Here is a 20,215-nt window from a genome sequence, read left to right on the forward strand (position 1 = left end):
AAGAAAAACTATTTGTCTTGACTCATGGAAGGGGGCTTTAACCAAGTGTGATTCCAGCCGGTTTGCTCAATCCATCCCTCGCGGCTCATCCAGTCGCAGTACAGGATTCTCATCCATAAACCTGGATCAGGAGGCACCCAACGGCACTGGCGGTCTTGAGCATTGGCCTTTTGTACTACCCGAGTAACCCGATTGACTGTCCCGCGATCCTTGTTTGAATGTGATATGCCGACTCGTATCTCGACAATGTCAAGCGGCTGTATGTCCATTGGAGAAGGCACGTAGGCATATTGACGGGTTGGAAGCTCTGCCGTACCTCCGCAGCAATATATGCGACCAACAACCATGCTTCCGTCGCGAATATCGCTGTCGGGTATCCCTGTATTTATTAATTCTTCGTAAAATATCTTGCCTTGCAGCATGTCTTCCCTGCTTGCGACATCCATGACCTGGATAAGCTTTAGTGAACCGGGTGGCACATCAGAAGAGTAGGACTTCATCGCGGTTGAGGTGCAGCCAGAAATTAATAGTGCTGAGGAGATAATCAAAAATAAGAATTTTTTCATGATTTATTTCCAAAAAAATGCTACTTTGAAATGGCTGGCGATGAAAATTTACGGACTATCGCGCGAGGCGGCCACCGGGAAAATTAAGCGGGTGTTCGACAGATCTGCTTGAACGAAGGCTTAGGCAGCGCCGTGGCTGGCTGGATTTGGTATTTTTTCCCATAATTGGGTCCAATTCGCTAGCTGGGCTTGCGGAATCCAATTTCTTTTCCAGCATGCAGTCGCTCCATTGGCTCGGCTAGTCTTTGGTGCAGGTGAAGTCAGTCCCGGTGTGCTCGTGTATTTCAATTTTTGCGATTTCACGAACGACAAGAACTGGAAAGAAACCCCGCCCGAATGGCGCGGGGTCCATGTCAAAGCGAATAAAGGTATCGCTGCCCTCAACCACCTCTATGTCGAGCTTGTCCTTGTCATGGGCGAGCTTGACTTCGTGCTTTCCGGGAGCGACGTCAATCGTGTAGGCAGTGCCGGGGCGAAGTGCCTCGTAAAGCCTGTTGTCTACGACGATGTCGGGGGGCAATCCCATCCGTTTCGGTGCCGTTCGATAAATCCAAATCCTACCCTTGCCTGCCGCCAGTTTGGGGGCGCACCAAAATGAAGGGGCGCGATCGACTGCTGAGTGTATCGACGACGTCTGATCGGTGGCGCATGAGGAGAGGAGCAGTGGAAACAACAGGGGCAAGTAGGGTAGATATCGTTTGGGCATATGGCCTTCTGTTGTGAAGTCCTGCTGAAGATATTTTGGTGCGATCACGTTATAGCTTGCTCGCAGCGAGGCAGCGATCATTTGATCACGATCAATCGCTATGGAACTGTTTCTAACGCGATCCGACTGGTACGAGGATACCGAGATGTTCCATTGAATCTCCGGTGCCGCAGGCGGTGGTCTCTTGCAGGGAAGGCGGCGCTGGTGCGGCGTACCTATGAACCGGGCATGAGGGTGCCCCTGGTGGCACGCGGGGAAGGCGTTGCTGCCAGTTCGCTGAATAACGGCTTGGAGGCTTTTATCCGGAAGGCCGCTGTGGGTCGGAAGCAGGCGCAGAGAAATGAAGAGTTGTCTGACTGCAATTGGGTTTTCTCAAGAGTGCTGAGAGGCCTTGTCCCCAACATAATGGAAAAAAGGCGCTGTAACTTCAAGCTACAGCGCCCTTTTGGCAGAAGGTTTACAGGTAAATCCGTTTTACCCGTTTTTCTGCAACATCTTGATCACACTCGAAAAGTCCTCTCCGCCATGCCCCGCAATGCTGTGCGCGGCGTAAATCGCGCGGGCCATGCCGCCCAGCGGGGTGCTGGCTTTCACGGCAGTGGCGTTTTCCTGCGATAGCCCCAGGTCCTTGAGCATCAAATCCGTGCCAAAGCCGCCGGTGTAGCCCTTGCTGGCGGGGGCGTTTTCGTGCACGCCGGGGTAGGGGTTGTACTTTTCCAGCGCCCAGTTGCCGCCCGAGCTGCGGCGCATGATCTCGCTCAGCACCTTCGGGTCCAGGCCGTTGGCCACACCCAGGGCGATGGCCTCGCTGGTGCCCACCATCAAGATGCCCAGCAGCATGTTGTTGCAGATCTTGGCGGTCTGGCCTGCGCCCACGGCGCCGGCGTGGAAGATGTTGGCGCCCATTTTTTCGAGCAGGGGGCGGGCGCGCTCCAGGGCGGCTGCCGTGCCGCCGACCATGAAGGTGAGCGTGCCCGCAATGGCGCCGCCGGTGCCGCCCGATACGGGGGCGTCGATGAAGTCGATGCCTGCGGCTTCAGCGGCCTTGGCCACCTTCTGGCTGGTGGCGGCGGCGATGGTGGAGCTGTCGATCACCAGCGCCCCCTTGGCGATGTGGGCCAGCAGGCCGGGCTGGCCGTTGCTGCCCAGGAACAGCGTTTCCACATGCTGGCTGGCGGGCAGCATGCTGACGATGGCTTCGGCGCCCTGCACGGCGTCTTGCGCGCTGGCGGCGGCCTGGCCGCCTTCAGATACCACTTTGGCCACGGCGTCCGGGCTCAGGTCAAAGGCCTTGACGCTGTGGCCTGCCTTGATGAGGTTGATGGCCATGGGGCCGCCCATGTTGCCGAGGCCAATGAATGCGATTTTCATGCGGTTGTCTCCTGGTGGTGATGTGGGTGAGGGATGGATATTGGTATCAATTTAATAGCTTCTGGCGCTTGTTGCATAAGCGCTAGCGGCCAAAAAGGCTTGAAATCACGGGGTGTCGTCGTCAAAAATGCTGTGCCGCTTGCCCTTGGGGGCGGGCGGCGCTGCGGGCGGCCGGTTGGCTGCGGCCCGCTTGCGCGGCGGCGTGGCCTTGGCGTGCGGGTTGTAGGCCAGGGCTTCGCGCAGCCAGAAATGCCACTGCGCGCGCGTGGCGTAACCGTTGGGCTCCACCCAGAAGTAGCCTTGCATCTTGCCCTCGGGCGATAGCTCGCGCGTGGCCTGCATTTCCTGAAACTCGGCGTGCCGCGCCGGAGGCAGGCGCACCAGCAGGTCTTCGCCCTTGACGGCAATGCAAAGCTTGCCATCCACAAAAAAGGCATGGCTACCAAACAGCCGGCGCTCGTCCACATCGCTGCATTGCGCCAGCGCGCTGCGCACGGCGTCGATCAGGTGCAGGGTTTCGTCGCGGAGGGGGCGGGCCGGCATGGTTTGGGGTTGAATTGGCTTCTAGCGCTTGTTGGATGGGCGCCAGAAGCTATAAAAAACCTAGCGAATCACCTCCGGGGCGTCGCCGTCCAGCATGCGCCGCGCAATGATCACGCGCATGATTTCGTTCGTGCCTTCCAGGATCTGGTGCACGCGCGCGTCGCGCAGCAGGCGCTCCAGCGGGTATTCGCGGATGTAGCCGTAGCCGCCGTGCAGTTGCAGGGCCTCGTTGACCACGTTGAAGCCCGTGTCGGTGGCAAAGCGCTTGGCCATGGCGCAGTAGGTGGAGGCGTCGCGCGCGCCGGCGTCGAGCTTGGCTGCAGCCAGGCGCACCATCTGGCGCGCGGCGACGAGTTCGGTGGCCATGTCGGCCAGCTTGAACTGCAGCGCCTGGAAGCTGGCGATGGGTTTGCCGAACTGCTTGCGGTCGTGCAGGTATTGCTGGGCGGCGTTCAGTGCGCCCTGGGCCGCGCCCACCGAACAGGTGGCGATGTTGATGCGCCCGCCGTCCAGGCCCTTCATGGCGATCTTGAAGCCTTCGCCCTCGCGGCCCAGCAGGTGGTCGGCCGGGATGCGCACGTTGTCGAAGCTGATAGTGCGCGTGGGCTGGCTGTTCCAGCCCATCTTGTGTTCTTTTTTGCCATAGGTGGTGCCCGCGCTGTCTGCGGGCACCACCAAGGCGCTGATGCCGCCCGCGCCCGAGGCCGCGTCGCCGGTGCGGGCCATCAGCACCAGCACATCGGTGGCGCCCGCGCCGCTGATGAAGGCCTTGCTGCCGTTGATGACGTATTCATGGCCGACCAGCTCGGCGCGCGTTTTGAGCGAGGCGGCGTCCGAGCCTGCGCCGGGCTCGGTCAGGCAGTAGCTGGCCAGCTTTTCGCCGGTGGTCAGCAGCGGGCCCCAGTGCTCGCGCACGGCGGGTGTGGCCCAGGTGCCCAGCATCCAGGTGGCCATGTTGTGGATGGTGATGAAAGCGGTGGTGCTGGGGTCGATGGCGGCCATTTCCTCGAACACCAGCGTGGCGTCGAGACGGGGCAGGGCCAGGCCGCCTGCGCTCTCGGGCGCGTACAGACCGCAAAAACCCAGCGCACCGGCCTTGGCGATGGCTTCCCTGGGGAAGATGCCTTCGGCGTCCCACTGCGCCGCGTGGGGCGCCAATTGGCCTTCGGCAAATTCGCGCGCGGTCTGGGCAAAGGCGCGCTGTTCTTCGGTGAGTTCAAAGTCCATGCTGCTTGTCTCGTTGGTACTTGTTGTTCTGGGGTGGATTTTTCTAGTTGGAAGGCTTGGCGGAAGGGTGGTCCAGCGTCAGCCAGCGCATCAGGCCCTTGCGGCGGGCCTCGGTCTCGGTCGTCAGGCACTCGTGGTAGAGGCGCGGCCACTGGGGCTGCGCTTCGGCACTGCGTTGGGCCTGCTTGCAGCGGGTGGTGCGTTCGCGTTGCCAGGCCGAATGTTCCTGCCGCAACTGGGGCCGTTCATGGGCCGACAGGGCGCGCATCACATCCCCATAGAGGATGCCGATCTGCGTGTCTGCCGCCTGATAGGCCTGCACGGCGCAGGCATTGGTTTCGTCCACCGTGCCGCCGGGCCTGCAGGCGGCACCGGCCTGTGCGTGGGCATTGGCTCCCATCAGCATCACGCACGCAGCACCGAAGACCATTGCCAATCCCCGCTTCTTCGTCTTGAAAATTTGCATGCCCTGCTTTTACCACCGACGACCGCGCGCAAAAACTGGCGCGGCCCAAGGCGCGGCAGCCGCGCAAGGGCCACCCCGCCGCGCTGGCTGCGTCCCCCTTCCGCATCGCGCAGCGATGCAGAGAAAGGGGGAAGCCGCGAAGCGGCTCAGGGGGTTACTTCAGGCTGATGGTGGTGTTCACGCCTTGCGACGTGGTGCTGTCATCGAACCAGCGGGCCGTCACGGTCTTGGTCTGCGTGTAGAACATGATGACCTGCTTGCCGTAGGGGCCCAGGTCGCCCAGCTTGGAGGCGCGCGAGCCGGTGAACGAGAACAGCGGCACCGGCACAGGAATTGGCACGTTGATGCCGACCTGGCCCACGTCGATTTCTTCCTGGAACTTGCGGGCCGCGGCGCCGCTTTGCGTGAAGATGGCCGTGCCGTTGCCGTTGGGGTTGGCGTTGATGAACTCGATGGCTTCGTCGATGTCGGCGGCGGGCACCAGGGCCAGCACGGGGCCAAAGATTTCCTGGTCGTAGATGGCCATGCCGGGTTTCACGTTCGAGAAGATCGTCGGGCCCACGAAGTTGCCCTTTTCATAGCCGGGCACCACGGGCTTGCGACCGTCGAGCTCCAGCGTGGCGCCGTCGGCAATGCCGCGCTCGATCAGGCCTTCCACGCGGGCGAGGGCGGCGCAGGACACCAGCGGGCCCACATCGGTGCCCTTTTCGGTGCCGCCATTGACCTTGAGCGTTTGGGCCTTGGCCACCAGCTCGGGAATCCACTTTTGCGCCTCGCCCACCAATACCACCACGGGCAGGGCCATGCAGCGCTGGCCAGCGGCGCCAAACGAGGCACCGGCGATGGCGTTGAGCGTTTGCTCCTTGTTCGCGTCGGGCAGGATGATGGCGTGGTTCTTGGCGCCCATCATGCATTGCGCGCGCTTGCCGGACAGGGTGGCGCGGTTGTACACATGCGTGCCCACCTTGGTGGAGCCCACGAACGAGACGGCCTTGATGTCCTTGTGGTCGCAGATGGCGTTGACCGCGCGCTCGCCACCGTGGATCACGTTCAGCACGCCGGGCGGAATGCCGGCTTCGAGCGCCAGCTCCACCAGGCGCATGGTGACCATGGGGTCTTGCTCGGAGGGTTTGAGCACGAAGGTGTTGCCCGTGGCAATGGCCATGGGGAACATCCACAGCGGAATCATGGCCGGGAAGTTGAACGGGGTGATGCCGGCGCACACGCCCAGGGGCTGCAGCAGGGTGTAGGTGTCCACGCCGCCGGCCACGTTGTTGGCCAGCTCGCCGAGCTGCAGGTTGCCGATGCTGGCGGCGTGCTCGACCACCTCCAGGCCACGGAACACGTCGCCTTCGGCGTCGGGCAGGGTCTTGCCCTGCTCGGCTGTCAGCAGGGCGGCCAGCTCGCCCATGTTTTCACGGATCAGCTGCTGGTACTTGAGGAAGATGCGGGCACGCGCGCCAATGGCGGTTTTCTTCCAGGTCTTGAAGGCTTCCTTGGCGACGGCCACGGCGGCATTGATTTCTTCGTCGGTGGCAAAGGGCACGCGGGCCAGCACTTCTTGCGTGGCCGGGTTGACCACATCGCGCCACTCGGTGGTCTTGGATTCGACAAACTGGCCGCCGATCAGCAGCTTGACGGTGGGGGCCAGTGCGGCCACGTTGGTGGGTGCGTTCATGGGGTTGTCTCCTGGAGGAAAGTGCGGGCAAAGTGCCCAAAACCCCGCCATGGTAGCTGTGCGAAATTGCTGGTGCAATAGAGAAAATTGCACTGCTTTTTTGCATATTTGCACATCGGAAATCTGTGCAAACCGCCCTGGCAACAAAGCGCCCGCCTGGGCCCTTTCCGGTGTGAGCAGGAAAAGGGCCCAGGCGGGCGTGAAGGGGCTGCAGCGACTCCCCGGCACCGCCGGGGTTTTCAGTCCAGGCTGATGTTGGCCTTTTGAATCAGCAGCTTGTACTGCTCGGACTTGATGCCGGCCTGGCGCTGGATTTCTTCCACCGACCACGACAGCGGCTCGAACGCGAAGGTGTTGAATTTCTCGCGCACTTCGGGATCCTGCAGCACCTTGAGGACGTCGGCGTGGATCTGTGCGCGTACGGTGGCGGGCACGCCCTTGGGGGCGAGCAGGGACACAAACGAGTTCACATCCACCTGCGCGGGGCCGCCGGCCTCGGCCAGGGTGGGCACATCGGGCATCTGGGCGATGCGGCGCGGTCCGGCCACGGCCAGGTAGCGGATTTTGCCCGCCTTGTAGATGCCCTGGCTGGATGGAATGCTGCCCAGGCTCCAGGCAGGGTCGCCATTGGCCACTGAGGTGAAGAGCTGGCTCACCTCGCGGAACGGTACATGGGTCATCTGCGTGCCTGCCACCAGGTCCAGCCATTCGCCGCCCAGGTGGCCCGGGCTGCCCACGCCCCACGAGCCGTAGCTGACCGTGCCCGGGCCCTTCTTGGCGGCGGCGATCAGGTCGCCCATGTTTTTCCAGGGCGACTGCGTGGGCACGGCGACCAGGAATGGCGTGCGAAACAGCGGCGCGACGGGGTCGAAGACCTGCAGCGTCTGGAAGTTGCGTTGCTTGTACAGATGCGGCAGGGCGGACAGATGTTCACTGTCGAGTTGCAGCAGGGTGTGGCCGTCGGGCGCGGCACGGCGTGCGGCCTCGATCGCGATGAAGCCGCCGCCACCGGGGCGGTTGTCCACTGTCACGCTTTGCTTCCAGGCCACCGACAGCTTGCTGGCCACGAGGCGCAGCACCGCATCGGGGCCGCTGCCCACGGCGAAGGCGGTGACCATGGTGACCGGCTTGCCGGGATAAGCGGGTGGACTGCTCTGGGCCCAGGCCAGCCCGCTTGCTCCCGCACCGCCCAGCAGCAATGCTGCGGTGGTGAGCGCACGGCGGCGCCAGCCGCGCGACGCGGCGGGTGTTGGAGGCTGTGTGGGTGTCGCAGCGGCGGGAAGAAAGGCGGGCATGTTTTGTCTCCTGGTAAAGGTTCTGAGTGCTGGCACGGTCGGGCGCCGGTCTTGTTGCAGCGCGGGGCGGTAAGGGGAGGCACGCGCGCGTTAGCGCATCGGCCGCTGGCGCCGGGCCGATGTCGTCTTTTCAAATATCTTCAAAGCCCTGTGGGCTCAGGCATCCGGTTGGGCCGCCGGAGCTGCTCGGGCAAAGGCGGGTAGCTCGGCGCAGGCGGCATCCACGGCGCTGATAAGCGGCCATTGGCCCATGTCCACGCCAAAGCGGCGGGCGCTTTCCACCTGCGGGATCAAGTACACATCGGCCAGACTTGGCGCACCGCCAAAGCAGAAGCTGCCGCGTGCGCTGTCCTTGGCCAGCAGGGCCTCGATGGCGTCAAACCCGGCGGTGATCCAGGTGGCGCACCAAGCGTTGATGGCAGTCTCATCCGCGCCGAACTGCTTGCGCAGGTACTGCAGGATGCGGCGGTTGTTGATAGGGTGCACGTCGCAGCCCACGATGGCGGCCAGGGCCCGCACATGGGCCCGGGCTTCGGGGTCGGCGGGCAGCAGGGCAGGCGTGGGATGGCGCTCTTCCAGCCATTCGATGATGGCTGGCGACTGGATCAGCACCCGGCCGTTGTCCATCTCCAGCGCGGGCACCAGGCCCTGCGGGTTGATGGCCTTGAACGGCGCTTGCGCTTGCTCGTCCACACGCAGGTCCACCGGCACGTAGTCGGGCGTGAGGCCCTTGAGGTTGAGCGCGATGCGCAGGCGGTGCGACGTGCCGCTGCGGAAAAAGCTGTAGAGCTTCAAGGCGGGCTCCTCGGTTTATTCGGGCTGGCCCACGGTCAGCGCGATCTCGCCAACACCTTCCACACAGCCGGTGATCTTGTCGCCGGGCAGCACGGCGCCGACGCCTTCGGGCGTGCCGGTGTAGATCAGGTCGCCCGGCTGCAGGTGGTAGAACAGCGACAGATCGGCAATGATCTCGCGAATGTTCCAGATCAGCTTGTCCACGTTGGACTGCTGCTTGACCGCGCCGTTGACCGACAACTCGATCACGCCCGATTCGATGACCTTGCCGGGCATGGGCACCACTTCGGTGGCAACGGACGACTGCTCCACGTCCTTGCCCAGGTCCCAGGGGCGGCCCTTGTCGCGCGCCACCAGTTGCAGGTCGCGGCGCGTCATGTCGAGGCCGCAGGCGTAGCCGTAGATGTATTCATGGGCCTGCTCGGCCGGAATGCGGAAACCGGCCTTGCCGATCGCGACGACCAGTTCCATCTCGAAGTGGTAATTCTTGGTCTCTGGCGGGTAGGCCACAGTGGCACCCGATTCAGTCAGCGTCTGGGGTGCCTTGGTGAAGTAGAAGGGGCGCTCGACGCTCTTGTCCACAGGGCGGCCCATTTCGACGGCATGCGCGTGGTAGTTGCGGCCCACGAAGAACAGGCGATGGATGGGCAGGCGCTGTGCGCTGCCGCGCACAGGCAGGGATTGAACGGGGGAGGGGGTCCAGAGGTAGGGGGTAGCGGTCATCGGGTCTTCCAGTCAGGCAAGAAATGATGCAGAGCCCTGCCACATGGGTGCACGGGCGCTGCGCAGAGAAATGGTGTGGCGGGATTCAGGCCGGTTCCACCTGTTCACGCCAGGCATGCACGGCTTCAAAAATGGGCGTGTCGCTGAAGCGAAACAGGTCCAGAGAGGGCTGGCCGGCGTCGCACTGGGCGGTGAACGGCTGCCATGACGGCACCACGAACATGTCGCCCCGGTGCACCTGCCACTGGCGGTCTCCCACCTTCACGGTGCCCTGGCCGTCGAACACCTGGAACACCGACGAGCCGACCTCCCGGCGCGTGCGGGCGCTGGCGCCGCCGCGCAAGCGGTGCATTTCGCAGCGGATGGTGGGCAGCACGTCACGGCCATTGGTCGGGTTGGTGAACCGCACGGCGGCATGGCCGGGGCTCAGCGTCGCGCCATGGCCCTCGGCTTCCAGGGCCAACTGTTCATTCAGCGCCTTGTCGGTGTCCACCCAGCGGTAGGCCAGCAGCGGCGTGACGGGTTGCTCCTGCAGCTGGGAAACCGGGCGCAGGCCGGGGTGGCCCCACAGCCGTTCGGAACGCGAGAACTCGGGCGAAATGCGCTCGCCAGGGCTGAGCGCATCGCGGCCAAACTCGAAGAACTGGGATTCGGTGCCGTAGGCGAAGGGAATGTCCAGCCCGTCGATCCAGGCCATGGGCTTGTCGGCCGCGTTGTGGTGGGCATGCCAGTTCCAGCCGCCCTGGGGCAGAAAATCACCGCGCGACATGCGCACGGCATCACCGTTCACGACGGTCCACACCCCTTCGCCTTCGACGACGAAGCGAAAGGCGTGCTGGGTGTGGCGGTGCTCGGGCGCATCCTCGCCGGGCATCAGGTACTGGATGGCCGCCCACAGGGTGGGTGTGGCAAAGGGCCGACCGCCGAGGGAGGGGTTGGCCAGGGCGATGGCACGGCGCTCGCCCCCCCGGCCCACCGGCACAATGCGGCCGGCTTCATCGGCCAGCTCGACCAGCCGGTCCCAGCGCCACAGGTGGGCGCTGGCCTTGCTCTGGGGGTGGGCGGGCATCAGGTCGCCGATCTGTGTCCACAGCGGCACCAGCATTTCCTGCTCGAAGCCGCGGTAGAGCTGCTCCAGCGCCGGCGTGGGTTCGGGCTGGCCGTGGGCCGCCACGGCAGACAGGCGGACGGGCGACGGTACGGTATCAATCACGCTCATGGGAAATCTTTCTGTTGACGACGGGGTGCGGTACGAACGGGCATGGCGCCACGCTCAGTCGGCCAGGCAGTTGTCCACCTTCCAGCCGTACAACCACTCCATGGCGTCATAAAAGCGCTCGGGGCTGCGGTTCTTCCAGAGGTCGTTGCGCACCAGGCGCTCCACGCCCTTGGCGTGGAAGATGCGGCCCATTTCGCGTGCCGACAGCACGACCCGCGCCGTGCGGGCCACGCGAGAGCGCTCATACAGCGAGAGTGCCTTGGGGAAGTCCTGGTTACAGCGCTTCAAGGCTTCGCCCAGCGTCACCGCGTCTTCCAGCGCCATGCAGGCGCCCTGTGCCAGGTATTGCAGCGTGGGGTGGGCAGCATCGCCCAGCAAGGTGGCGCGGCCAAAGGTCCATTGGCCAATGGGCTCGCGGTCGGCGGTGGCCCAGCGCTTCCAGCTCTTGGGCATGTCGATCAGCTGGTGGGCGCGGGGGCAGCAGTCGCGGTAGTAGCTTTGCACCTCTTCGCGGCTGCCTTCGCGCACACCCCATTCCTCCTGCTCGCGGCTGTGGAAAGTCACGACCACGTTGTATTGCTCGCCGCCGCGCAGCGGGTAGTGCACGAGGTGGTAGTTGGGGCCGACCCAGATGCTGGCGGCGTTCCAGCGCAGGTCTTCGGGGAAATCATTCTTCTCGACCACGGCACGGTACACCACATGGCCCGAGACGCGGGCCGCATCGCCCACGTACTGCTGGCGTACGACGGACTTCACGCCGTCGGCGCCGATCAGCGCCTGGCCGTGGTGTGCCATGCCATGCTGGTCGTACACCGTCACGGTGTCGCCGGCTTGCTCCACACGCTCGATGCGCGTGCCGGTCAGCGTTTCAATGGCGCCATGGGCTTGTGCCCCCTCCAGCAGCGCGGTGTGGATGTCGGCACGGTGGATCACCGCGTAGGGGTTGCCAAAGCGCTGGCGAAAGGCTTCGCCGGTGGGGATGCGGCCCACCAGGCATTCGTCCAGTGCGTCGTGCATGACCATTTCGTCGGTATAGACCGCGCGGCCGCGCGCCAGCTCGCCAATTCCCAGCGCATCGAACGCGGCAAAGGCGTTGGGGCCCAACTGGATGCCCGCGCCAATCTCGCCGAGCTGGGGGGCTTGCTCCAGCACCTTGACCGCGTAACCCTGGCGCGCCAGCGCCAAGGCCGCCGCCACGCCGCCGATGCCACCGCCAGCGACCAGGACCGGTGCCGTGGGAGTTTTCAAAACGTTCATTGCCGCTGTCTCCGTTGAATGTGCCACTGATGTAGATCAATAAACCGTGTGCATATAAAAAGTACACTGACGATTAGTGTAGGGCTAAAATGATCCGAGTCAAGATCAGTGGAAACCCTTAATTTGCCATGTCCGTAGAAGTCGATAACCTCCCTGGCTTCCACATCCGCCGCCTGCAGCAGATCGCCGTGGCGGTGTTTCTGGAGGAAACGCAGGCCGATGGCATCACGCCTGTTCAATACGCCGCGCTGAACGCCGTCGGGCGCGAGCCGGGCATTGACCAGCGCACGCTGGCCCGTACCATTGGCTTTGATACCTCCACCATTGGCAGCGTGATCGACCGCCTGGAATCGCGTGGCCTGATGAAGCGCCACACCCACCCCCAGGATCGGCGTGTACGGCTACTGACCATCACGCCCGACGGCCGGCGCCTGCTGGAAGCGGTGGAGCCCGGCATGTTGCGCGCCCAGGAGCGCATGCTCGAACCCCTGGCACCCGAGCAGCGTGCGGTGTTCATGGACATGTTGCGCACGCTGGTGCGGGGCAACAACGCCCTGAGCCGCGCGCCCAGCGCGCCGCTGCACGAGCGCGCGCCAGGTCGCGCACGGTGAGCCCATGGACTGGGACAACCTGCGCTACTTTCTGGAACTGGCCCGCGCCGGCACGCTGGTGGGCGCCGCCCGCCGCCTGGCGGTGGACCACACCACGGTGGCGCGCCGCCTGCAGGCGCTGGAAAAACAGGTGGGATCGGCCCTTTTTGCGCGCGAGGCCGGCGGCCACCGGCTGACCGAGGCCGGGCGCGCGCTGCTGCCCCAGGTCGAGGCCATGGAGGCGGCCTTTCTGGCGGTGGAAAACGCCGCGCCCGGCGTGCGCCAGGGCCTGCATGGCCTGGTGCGCATAGGCACCACCGAGGGCTTTGGCAACCTGATCCTGGCCCCCCAGCTGGCCCGCTTTGCGCTGAGCCACCCCGGGCTGGTGGTGGACCTGCTGGCGCTGCCGCGCCTGGTGCACCTGTCCCGGCGCGAGGCCGACATCGTGATCTCGCTGGAGCGCCCGGCGCGCGGCGCGGTGCTGGTGGTCAAGCTCACCGACTATGTGCTGCAGCTTTATGGCGCGCGCAGCTATCTGGAGCGCAACGCCCCCATCCATACGGCTGACGACCTGCGGGGCCACACCTTCATCAGCTACGTGGACGACTTGCTGTTCAGCAAGGAGTTGCAGATCCTCGATGAACTGCACCGACCCGCGCACTTTGCGCTGCGCAGCACCAGCATTCTGGCGCAGTACGAGGCCGCACGTGCCGGGGCCGGGCTGGCCGTGCTGCCGGCGTTTGTGGCGGCGCAAGACCCGGCGCTGGTGCCGGTGCTGCCGGGGCTGGCACGGTTCCAGCGCACGTTCTGGATGTCCATGCCGGCCGACAACAAGCATGTGGCGCGTATCCAGGCCACCTGGGCGTTTTTGCGCGAGGCGGTGGCGGCGCAGCAGGGTATGCTGATGCCGGAGATGGGTGCTATTGAATGAATAGCTATTAGAGCCTGTTGACGATCTCGCCCGATTTCGCTCCAACCCTTGGGGCAGTGGTCTTTGCGGGCGGTCTGCGGCGCTTGCCAATGGCGGGGCTATTGGCCATACACCGCGCCTTGCATCCCATCGCGCAAAGACCGCTGCGCGACCCCTGGGAGATGGTGAACAGATTCTTCGCGCTTTCTGAGCTGTACTGGGGCTATGCCCAGTGGGCGCAGCCGCTCATCAATGGGCTCACCGATGGTGTGGCGGGCATCTCGGATGACCAGGCCAGGCAACTGCTGGACGACCGCTACCACCGCTTGCAGGGCGTGCTCGACCCGAGCGAGGCGGTTGCGCTGGATGCGGTGGACAAGCGCGACCGCATGGACGAGATTGCCAGGGCGCACCCGCTGGATGCCCTGCCACCTGGCGCCAGCCATTCCATCAGCCCGGTGGCCTGGATTTGCACGGTGTGGCCGTGCGCAGGGGCCACTGTGCCGACTGGCGTGGCCGTTACCGCTATCCGAGCAGCGCCACCACCACGGTCAGCACACCCAGCACCAGGTTGATGCCCACCCAGGTGCGGATGCCGGCCAGCGCCTTGCCGCCGGCGGGCCAGTCGGACGTGGCCACGGCGCGCTGCAGGCGCTTGAACAGGATGAGCCGGATGTGGCCGAAGATGGCCACCATCACCAGCCCGAGCGTGGCCATCACCGTCCAGGCCATGGGCATGGCAAAGCGGCCACCCGATTGCGCGGCCTCGCGCGCCGACTGGCCGATCATCCACAAGCCGCTGGCCAGCACCAGCACCACGGCCACCAGCACGGCGGCAAAAAAGCGCTGCAGCACCTGGTGCATGAGCTGCACGCGCGCGGCAGGCTCCAGCGCCTGGGCTGCGGGGCGCAGGAAAAAATGGGCAAAGACCATGCCGCCGATCCAGACGATGATGGACAGGAGGTGGATCAGTTTCAGGCTGGCGTAAAGCATGGTGCGGGGCTTTTGAAGGGTGGAAGAAAACGGCTGCAGGGACTGCGGGCGCGCGGCGGTGGGATGCCCTTGTGTCTTGTACGAATGGGGTTCCCGCGGTGTCAGTGCGGTGCGCCTGGCCGCGGCAGGAACTGCAGTGCCATGCCGGTAGCGCCGGCCACGCACACCTGGTTGCCGCCGCTGTTCTTGGATCGGTACATCGCGGCATCGGCATGGCTGAGCAGCAGGCTTTCTTCGCTGCCATGGTCCGGGTGCATGGCAACGCCGATGCTGGGCCGCATCGTCACCTGGTGCCCGTGCAGATCAAAGGGCTGGATGAAGGTGGCCAGTATTTTTTCGGCCACCGCTGCGGCATGCTCGGCCGAGTCGCCGCTTTCGAGCAGCACGACAAACTCGTCGCCGCCCAGGCGCGCCACGGTGTCCGAGGCGCGCACGCATTCCAGCAGCCGCTGGGCCACGCGCTGCAGCAGCAGATCCCCCATCGAGTGGCCCAGGCTGTCGTTCACCTGCTTGAAGCGGTCCAGGTCAATGAACAGCAGCGACAGCAGCGTCTGCTCACGCTGGGCCCGGGGCAGCGCGGTTTTCAGGCGATCCAGAAACAGCTGCCGGTTGGGCAGATGGGTGAGCTGGTCGTACTGCGCCATGTGCTGCAGCCGCTTGCGCATTTGCGTGCGCTCAATGGCGGACGCCACCTGGGTGGAGACGAATTGCAGCAGTTCCTTGTCTCGCTCGGAGTAACGCGCCTCCTCGGAATAGCCCTGCAGCACCAGCGCCCCCAGCACGCCCGCCGGTGTTTGCAATGGCACACCCAGCCAGTACAGCGGCCTGGGAGTGGATGCCATGGGCGGCGCCGTGGGCGGGAGGCTGTCGGGGGTGAGCAGCAGGGTCTGCCCCTTGCGGATGACGTGGGAGCACAGTGCGTCGGCATCCAGCGGGCGCGGCGTGGGGGCCGGGTGGCGCTCATCGACATGGTAGGGAAAGCTGATCGTGTCGGGCAGGCGGTCGTGCAGCGCGACGGAAAAATTGGAGGCGGGCAGCAGCGTGCCGATGATGTGGTGGATTTTTGCAAACAGCGTGTCCAGGTCTTCTGCCGCCTGTGCCGCCTCGGAAATGGAATAGATGGCGGCCTGCAGCGACTCGGTGTGCTTGCGCTCGGTGATGTCGTGCGCCACCGCCAGCCGGACCTGCTGGTCTTCCACCCAGCGCGCTGTCCAGCGGATATGGGCGATGTGCCCGTCCTTGCGCACATAACGGTTCTCGAAATGCAGCTGAAGAGTCCCCGCCATGATGTTTTGTGCGGCGCGCAGGGTGCGCTCGCGGTCTTCGCTGTACACCATTTCAATCATGGGTCGCCCCACCGCCTCTTCGGGTGTATAGCCAAAAATGCGCTCGAACGAGGGGCTGACATACACAAAGCGGCCCTGTGCATCGACGATGCAGACAGCGTCGAGCAGCAGGTCGACCATGTTCGGGGGGATCAGGGCCGTCATCGCAGCAGAAGGAAAATCCGGCAGGCCGGTGTGAACGCGGGCATAGGGCGCTTGGCGGAGCGGGTGATGGTCCATTGTGCCTTTGGAATGGGTCGGCGGGGCATATCCAGCAGGCTGAGCCAACAGCGCTGCGTGTCGCTTCCCACAGCGTCCAGGGGCCGGCCCTGAATTGCCGCTATTCTCTGGGGCTCCATCCCTGGCGTTCCTTCGCGGTCCGTTTTGAATATTCCCCATTGCCGATGACATTCATGCCACACCTCACCCGCCACCGGCACTGGCTGCTGGGCGCGGCGGTGGCTGTGCTGGGACTGGTGACGACCTTCTGGCTGGCGCAGCAACAGGCGCGGTCGGTGGCCACGATTTCCGAAGCCCGCTTCCTGTATGAAGTGCGGGAGTTTTCCAGTGCGCTGACGCAGCGCATGGCGGCGAACACCGAAATCGTCAACGGTCTGCGCGGACTGTTCATGGTCAACCCGCTGCTCAGCCATGCAGAGTTCGAGCGCGTCACCCGCGAACTGGATGTGAGTCAGCGTTACCCTGGGGTACGCAATCTGACCTTTATGCGCTATGTCACAGCCGCCCAGCGCCCTGCATTCGAAGCCCGCGTGCGCTCCGATACTTCGGTGCGGCCGCAGGGGCTGGCCGACTTTGCCATCCACCCCGCGGGCGAGCGCCCCGAGTATTTTGTGGTGGAGTATGTGTGGCCCGAGGAAGATGGCAAGGGTCTGCTGGGTATGGATATCAGTGCCCAGCCCGCCAACCTGGCGGCCATGCGCTACAGCCGCGAAACCGGCAACACGGTGATTTCGGCGCCGTTCGATCTGCCGCAGGAGCAGGAGCATCGCACTGCCGTGGCCCTGCGGGTGCCGGTCTTTGGCCCCGCGGGGCCGGGCGGGAAATCGGTTTTTCTTGGTGCCGTGGCGTCCACCATCCGCCTCCACGACCTGGTGGGCGGATTGCGCACGCTGGGCTACCTGCAAGGCATTGCCGTCTCGATCACCGATCGTGGCCCGGTGCATGCCGGTGCGGCGAATGCACAGGGCGAGAAGGAGCTTCCCTTGCTGGCACTGACGGATGCTGCGCCGGCCTCGGTGCAGCTGCATACGGTGGATATGCAGGTGCACGATCGCCGCTGGCGCCTGGGTTTTGTGCCGACCCAGGACTTTCTCTCTCCGTCCGAGCGGCGCCTGCCGCTGCTGGCCGGTCTGGCGGGGACGCTGGTTTCTGTGCTGCTGGCAGCGCTGGTGGCAGTGCTGGGTCGACAGCGCGCGCTGGCCCTGGCGCGGGCGCGGGTGTCGGACGATGCCCGGCGCCAGAGCGAAGAGCGCTTTCGCGCCGTATTCAGGCAGGCGGCCGTGGGCATGGCGCAGGTCGATACGCAGACCGGGCAGTTCGTTCGCGTCAACCAGAAATACGGAGATATCCTGGGTTACTCGGTGGAGCAGATGGTCCGGATGGATTTTCAGACCATCAGCCACCCCGCCGAGCTGGCCGAGGATCTGGCCCTGCTGGAGCGCCTGAAAGCGGGCGAGATCTCCGAGTACCACATGGAAACGCGCTATTTCCACCGCGACGGCCACACCGTGTGGGTGGACCTGACGGTGTCTCCCATGTGGGCTCCCGGGGCGCAGCCTGGTTTTCACATTGCCGTGGTGCAGGACATCACCGCGCGCAAGCAGATGGAAGACCACCTGCGCAAAAGCGAGTTGCGCCTGCGCAGCATTTTGCAGCGGCTGCCCGTGGGCGTGTGCCTGGTGCAGCAGGACGGGCGCATGGTGTTTCGCAACGATCAGTTCGTGCAGATCTGCGGCTACACCGAGGACGACGTGCCCACGGGCCAGGACTGGTGGCCCGCGGTGTACCCCGACGTGCAGTACCGCGAGCGCACCCGCGCCGAATGGACTGCGGCACGCACCCAGGCGATTGCCGGCGACGGCACCATTGCCGCCGGTGAGTACACCATCCATTGCAAGGATGGCCAGCAGCGCACCGTGGAAATTGCCGGTGCCATGGTGGACGGTGGCCACCTGTTCACTCTGGTGGATCTCAGCCAGCGCAAGGCCGACGAAGAGGAAATCCGCTACCTCGCTTTTTACGACCCGCTCACGCGCCTGCCCAATCGCCGCCTGCTCAGGGATCGGCTGCAGCAGGCGCTGGCTGCCAGCGCCAGGCACCGGCGCAGTGGGGCCCTGCTGTTGCTGGACCTGGACAATTTCAAGACCCTCAACGAAACCCAGGGCCACGAGTGCGGCGACATGCTGCTGCAGCAAGTGGCCCAGCGGCTGCTCGGCTGCGTGCATGAGGACGATACGGTGGCGCGCCAGGGTGGCGATGAATTCGTGGTGGTGCTGGAAGACCTGGGCAACAACCCCGAAGAGGCGGCGGCACGCAGCGAAGAAACGGGCCAGAAAATTCTGGCGACGCTGCGCGAGCCCTACCAGTTGCACGGTGAGGTCCACCACAGTTCGCTGAGCATGGGAATCACCATTTTCAGCGGCATGCGCGAAACCGTGGACGAGCTGCTCAAGCGGGCGGACCTGGCCATGTACCAGGCCAAATCGGCGGGGCGCGACACCCTGCGGTTCTACGACCCGCAAATGCAGGCCGCCGTGAGCGCAAGGGCGGCCATGGAGCAGGACCTGCGTGCCGGTCTGGCCCAGGGCCAGTTCGAGCTGTATTACCAGGCGCAGATCGAGCAGGGCCGCATCACCGGTGCCGAGGCGCTGCTGCGCTGGCGCCACCCGCAGGGCGGTTTCATCTCGCCCGCCCAGTTCATTCCGCTGGCCGAGGAGTCGGGCCTGATCCTGCCGCTGGGTGAATGGGTGCTCAAGACCGCTTGCGAGCGGCTGGCATTGTGGTCGGAGCAACCGGGCCTGGCCTCGCTGTGCCTGGCCGTCAATGTGAGCCCACGGCAGTTCCACCAGGCCGATTTCGTTCCGCAGGTGCTGGCGGCGCTGGCTGGCACGGGCGCCGATGGGCATCTCCTCAAGCTGGAGCTGACCGAAGGCCTGCTGCTCGACGACGTGGAAGACACCATCGAGAAAATGGGCCAGCTCAGGGCCTATGGCGTGGGTTTTTCGCTGGACGACTTTGGCACCGGCTATTCGTCGCTGGCTTACCTCAAGCGTCTGCCGCTCGACCAGCTCAAGATCGACCAGAACTTTGTGCGCGACGTGCTCACCGACCCCAACGACGCGGCCATCGCCCGCACCGTGGTGGCGCTGGCTACCAGCCTGGGCTTGCGCGTGATCGCCGAGGGCGTTGAAACCGAGGCGCAGCGTGAGTTCCTGGCCCGCAACCATTGCCACGCCTGGCAGGGTTTTTTGCTGAGTCCACCACTGCCGGCGGCCGAGTTCGAGGCGCTGGTGCTGCAGACCAATGGCCCGGACCTGCCGCAGACGTAGGCGAGGCAGCATCCGTTGCTCTGCCCTCATCCTGCTTTCACCAGAATGGATGGTTGCCAGCGCTTTCTCTATGAACGCCAGGACTGAAGTGGCCCTTTCAAAAAACAGGATCGGTTTGCTCGTGAGTCCGCCCTGACAGGGTACAGAGAACCGGCCATTGGCCCACGGACTGGAAGCGCCCATGAAAAAGCGCTCACCGAGCGCTTTTTGCGGGGGCAGGCAAGATGTCTGGCCTGTTCTGGGGCATCGCCGTGCGTTCAAGCCTTGCGGCGGCGGGCCAGGGCGGCGCCAAGCAGGCCCAAACCCACCAGCGCGATCGAGGCCGGCTCGGGAACCGGGGTGGGATCGCAATGGGGCGTGCCCACAATGCAGCCGGCGAGTTCAATGGAGCTGCCCTGGGTTCCAGCGTCTTGAAACTTGGCGGCATAGGGGCTTGTGAATGAAACCCCATTCGTGAGGAAATTCCCGGCGGTCCCCAGTGTCAGCGCAAAGATATCCCTCTGCCCCTCACCAACGCCCTGGTTACCCCCGCCGGAACAGCTGCTGCCGTCCCAAATGCAAAGGTCTACGGTTTGAAAAGACGGGAAGTTGGTGTTGCGCGTGGCATCCCAGCCTTCGTTGGCTGACGCAAAATTTAATGTGGGGCTCACGATGTCGATGCCAAACGACGTCAGCCGGTTGGTCCCTGGGCCAAAGGAGTTGTTCAGCACCTCCACTTCAAAGATGGCTTGGGCTGCTGTCAAAGAGTTGAGTGTGAACTTCACCGTTGCGGAAAGCGTGGCGCCATCCTGGGTCGCCGAATACAGAATCGAACCCGTGTCGGTCACGCTGTCGAAGATCATGGCCGCAGCATGGCTGCTGCCCATTCCCATCAATCCGCCGCAAAGGGCAACGGTGTGAAGAAGTTTCTGGAGATTCATGGAGGACTTTCCTTGGATTTTCTTGCGGTGGTGCGCACCAGGAAGCATGATGTATGCCACTC

Annotated in this window: 19 protein-coding genes and 1 pseudogene; 5 read left to right on the top strand and 15 right to left on the bottom strand. The window is 64.4% G+C overall.

Annotation, left to right across the window (positions count from 1 at the left end; translation table 11 throughout):
- Positions 1 to 8: 8 nt before the first annotated feature.
- Together K225_RS22190 and K225_RS22195 are read right to left on the bottom strand one after the other, a co-directional pair.
- The gene (locus tag K225_RS22190) at positions 9 to 566 is read right to left on the bottom strand and encodes a hypothetical protein (RefSeq protein ID WP_155885257.1); all 558 of its coding nucleotides are present in this window, start codon (positions 564 to 566) and stop codon (positions 9 to 11) included.
- Between the two features lie 238 nt (positions 567 to 804).
- A complete protein-coding gene (locus K225_RS22195; protein ID WP_155885258.1) occupies positions 805 to 1,353 on the bottom strand; it encodes a hypothetical protein in 549 nt (182 codons plus the stop codon).
- A 39-nt stretch (positions 1,354 to 1,392) separates the two neighbouring features.
- Here K225_RS22195 and K225_RS21700 point away from each other — a divergent pair.
- Positions 1,393 to 1,551, top strand: a pseudogene (locus tag K225_RS21700) (transposase); the annotation flags it as partial.
- 195 nt (positions 1,552 to 1,746) lie between these two features.
- On the opposite strand, the gene mmsB reads toward K225_RS21700, so the two are convergent.
- The 10 genes from mmsB to K225_RS0111355 all read right to left on the bottom strand — a co-directional run bounded on the left by mmsB (position 1,747) and on the right by K225_RS0111355 (position 11,846).
- Complete coding sequence (gene mmsB, locus K225_RS0111310) at positions 1,747 to 2,643, bottom strand: 3-hydroxyisobutyrate dehydrogenase (RefSeq protein WP_026436516.1); 897 nt, start codon at positions 2,641 to 2,643, stop codon at positions 1,747 to 1,749.
- A 105-nt stretch (positions 2,644 to 2,748) separates the two neighbouring features.
- The gene (locus tag K225_RS0111315; RefSeq protein WP_026436517.1) at positions 2,749 to 3,186 is read right to left on the bottom strand and encodes a TfoX/Sxy family protein; all 438 of its coding nucleotides are present in this window, start codon (positions 3,184 to 3,186) and stop codon (positions 2,749 to 2,751) included.
- A gap of 60 nt (positions 3,187 to 3,246) precedes the next feature.
- Positions 3,247 to 4,413, bottom strand: a complete 1,167-nt coding sequence (locus K225_RS0111320) for an acyl-CoA dehydrogenase family protein (protein WP_026436518.1) — start codon at positions 4,411 to 4,413, stop codon at positions 3,247 to 3,249.
- A 43-nt stretch (positions 4,414 to 4,456) separates the two neighbouring features.
- Complete coding sequence (locus K225_RS0111325) at positions 4,457 to 4,843, bottom strand: lysozyme inhibitor LprI family protein (RefSeq protein WP_369794855.1); 387 nt, start codon at positions 4,841 to 4,843, stop codon at positions 4,457 to 4,459.
- Positions 4,844 to 5,033: 190 nt separating this feature from the next.
- The gene (locus K225_RS0111330; RefSeq protein ID WP_026436520.1) at positions 5,034 to 6,557 is read right to left on the bottom strand and encodes a CoA-acylating methylmalonate-semialdehyde dehydrogenase; all 1,524 of its coding nucleotides are present in this window, start codon (positions 6,555 to 6,557) and stop codon (positions 5,034 to 5,036) included.
- A 239-nt stretch (positions 6,558 to 6,796) separates the two neighbouring features.
- Complete coding sequence (locus K225_RS0111335) at positions 6,797 to 7,852, bottom strand: tripartite tricarboxylate transporter substrate binding protein (protein ID WP_238323225.1); 1,056 nt, start codon at positions 7,850 to 7,852, stop codon at positions 6,797 to 6,799.
- Positions 7,853 to 8,008: 156 nt separating this feature from the next.
- Positions 8,009 to 8,647, bottom strand: a complete 639-nt coding sequence (gene maiA, locus K225_RS0111340) for a maleylacetoacetate isomerase (RefSeq protein ID WP_026436522.1) — start codon at positions 8,645 to 8,647, stop codon at positions 8,009 to 8,011.
- Between the two features lie 15 nt (positions 8,648 to 8,662).
- A complete protein-coding gene (locus K225_RS0111345) occupies positions 8,663 to 9,370 on the bottom strand; it encodes a fumarylacetoacetate hydrolase family protein (protein WP_026436523.1) in 708 nt (235 codons plus the stop codon).
- Between the two features lie 85 nt (positions 9,371 to 9,455).
- Positions 9,456 to 10,589: a cupin domain-containing protein gene (locus tag K225_RS0111350; protein WP_026436524.1), complete on the bottom strand. Its 1,134-nt coding sequence runs from the start codon at positions 10,587 to 10,589 to the stop codon at positions 9,456 to 9,458.
- A 54-nt stretch (positions 10,590 to 10,643) separates the two neighbouring features.
- Positions 10,644 to 11,846: a 3-hydroxybenzoate 6-monooxygenase gene (locus K225_RS0111355; RefSeq protein WP_026436525.1), complete on the bottom strand. Its 1,203-nt coding sequence runs from the start codon at positions 11,844 to 11,846 to the stop codon at positions 10,644 to 10,646.
- Between the two features lie 128 nt (positions 11,847 to 11,974).
- Between K225_RS0111355 and K225_RS20725 the strand changes: the two genes are divergently transcribed.
- The 3 genes from K225_RS20725 to K225_RS0111370 all read left to right on the top strand — a co-directional run bounded on the left by K225_RS20725 (position 11,975) and on the right by K225_RS0111370 (position 13,921).
- Positions 11,975 to 12,457, top strand: coding sequence for a MarR family winged helix-turn-helix transcriptional regulator (locus K225_RS20725; RefSeq protein WP_034712490.1), 483 nt, complete (start codon positions 11,975 to 11,977; stop codon positions 12,455 to 12,457).
- 4 nt (positions 12,458 to 12,461) lie between these two features.
- Complete coding sequence (locus K225_RS0111365; protein ID WP_026436526.1) at positions 12,462 to 13,367, top strand: LysR family transcriptional regulator; 906 nt, start codon at positions 12,462 to 12,464, stop codon at positions 13,365 to 13,367.
- Between the two features lie 161 nt (positions 13,368 to 13,528).
- Positions 13,529 to 13,921: a hypothetical protein gene (locus tag K225_RS0111370; protein ID WP_162143893.1), complete on the top strand. Its 393-nt coding sequence runs from the start codon at positions 13,529 to 13,531 to the stop codon at positions 13,919 to 13,921.
- Here the strand turns inward: K225_RS0111370 and K225_RS0111375 are convergent.
- Together K225_RS0111375 and K225_RS20730 are read right to left on the bottom strand one after the other, a co-directional pair.
- Complete coding sequence (locus K225_RS0111375; protein WP_026436528.1) at positions 13,872 to 14,339, bottom strand: CopD family protein; 468 nt, start codon at positions 14,337 to 14,339, stop codon at positions 13,872 to 13,874. The two genes, K225_RS0111370 and K225_RS0111375, sit on opposite strands and share 50 nt — an antisense overlap.
- Positions 14,340 to 14,440: 101 nt before the next feature.
- Positions 14,441 to 15,829 carry a GGDEF domain-containing protein gene (locus K225_RS20730; protein WP_051248889.1) on the bottom strand — a complete coding sequence of 463 codons (1,389 nt, stop codon included), beginning with the start codon at positions 15,827 to 15,829 and terminating at the stop codon, positions 14,441 to 14,443.
- A 239-nt stretch (positions 15,830 to 16,068) separates the two neighbouring features.
- On the opposite strand from K225_RS20730, the gene K225_RS0111385 reads away from it, so the two are divergent.
- Positions 16,069 to 19,233 carry an EAL domain-containing protein gene (locus K225_RS0111385; RefSeq protein WP_026436529.1) on the top strand — a complete coding sequence of 1,055 codons (3,165 nt, stop codon included), beginning with the start codon at positions 16,069 to 16,071 and terminating at the stop codon, positions 19,231 to 19,233.
- A 257-nt stretch (positions 19,234 to 19,490) separates the two neighbouring features.
- Here K225_RS0111385 and K225_RS0111390 read toward each other — a convergent pair whose 3' ends face one another.
- The gene (locus K225_RS0111390) at positions 19,491 to 20,153 is read right to left on the bottom strand and encodes a cistern family PEP-CTERM protein (RefSeq protein ID WP_026436530.1); all 663 of its coding nucleotides are present in this window, start codon (positions 20,151 to 20,153) and stop codon (positions 19,491 to 19,493) included.
- Positions 20,154 to 20,215: the final 62 nt, after the last annotated feature.

The organism is Acidovorax sp. JHL-9 (assembly GCF_000426205.1).
GTDB lineage: Bacteria > Pseudomonadota > Gammaproteobacteria > Burkholderiales > Burkholderiaceae_C > Acidovorax > Acidovorax soli.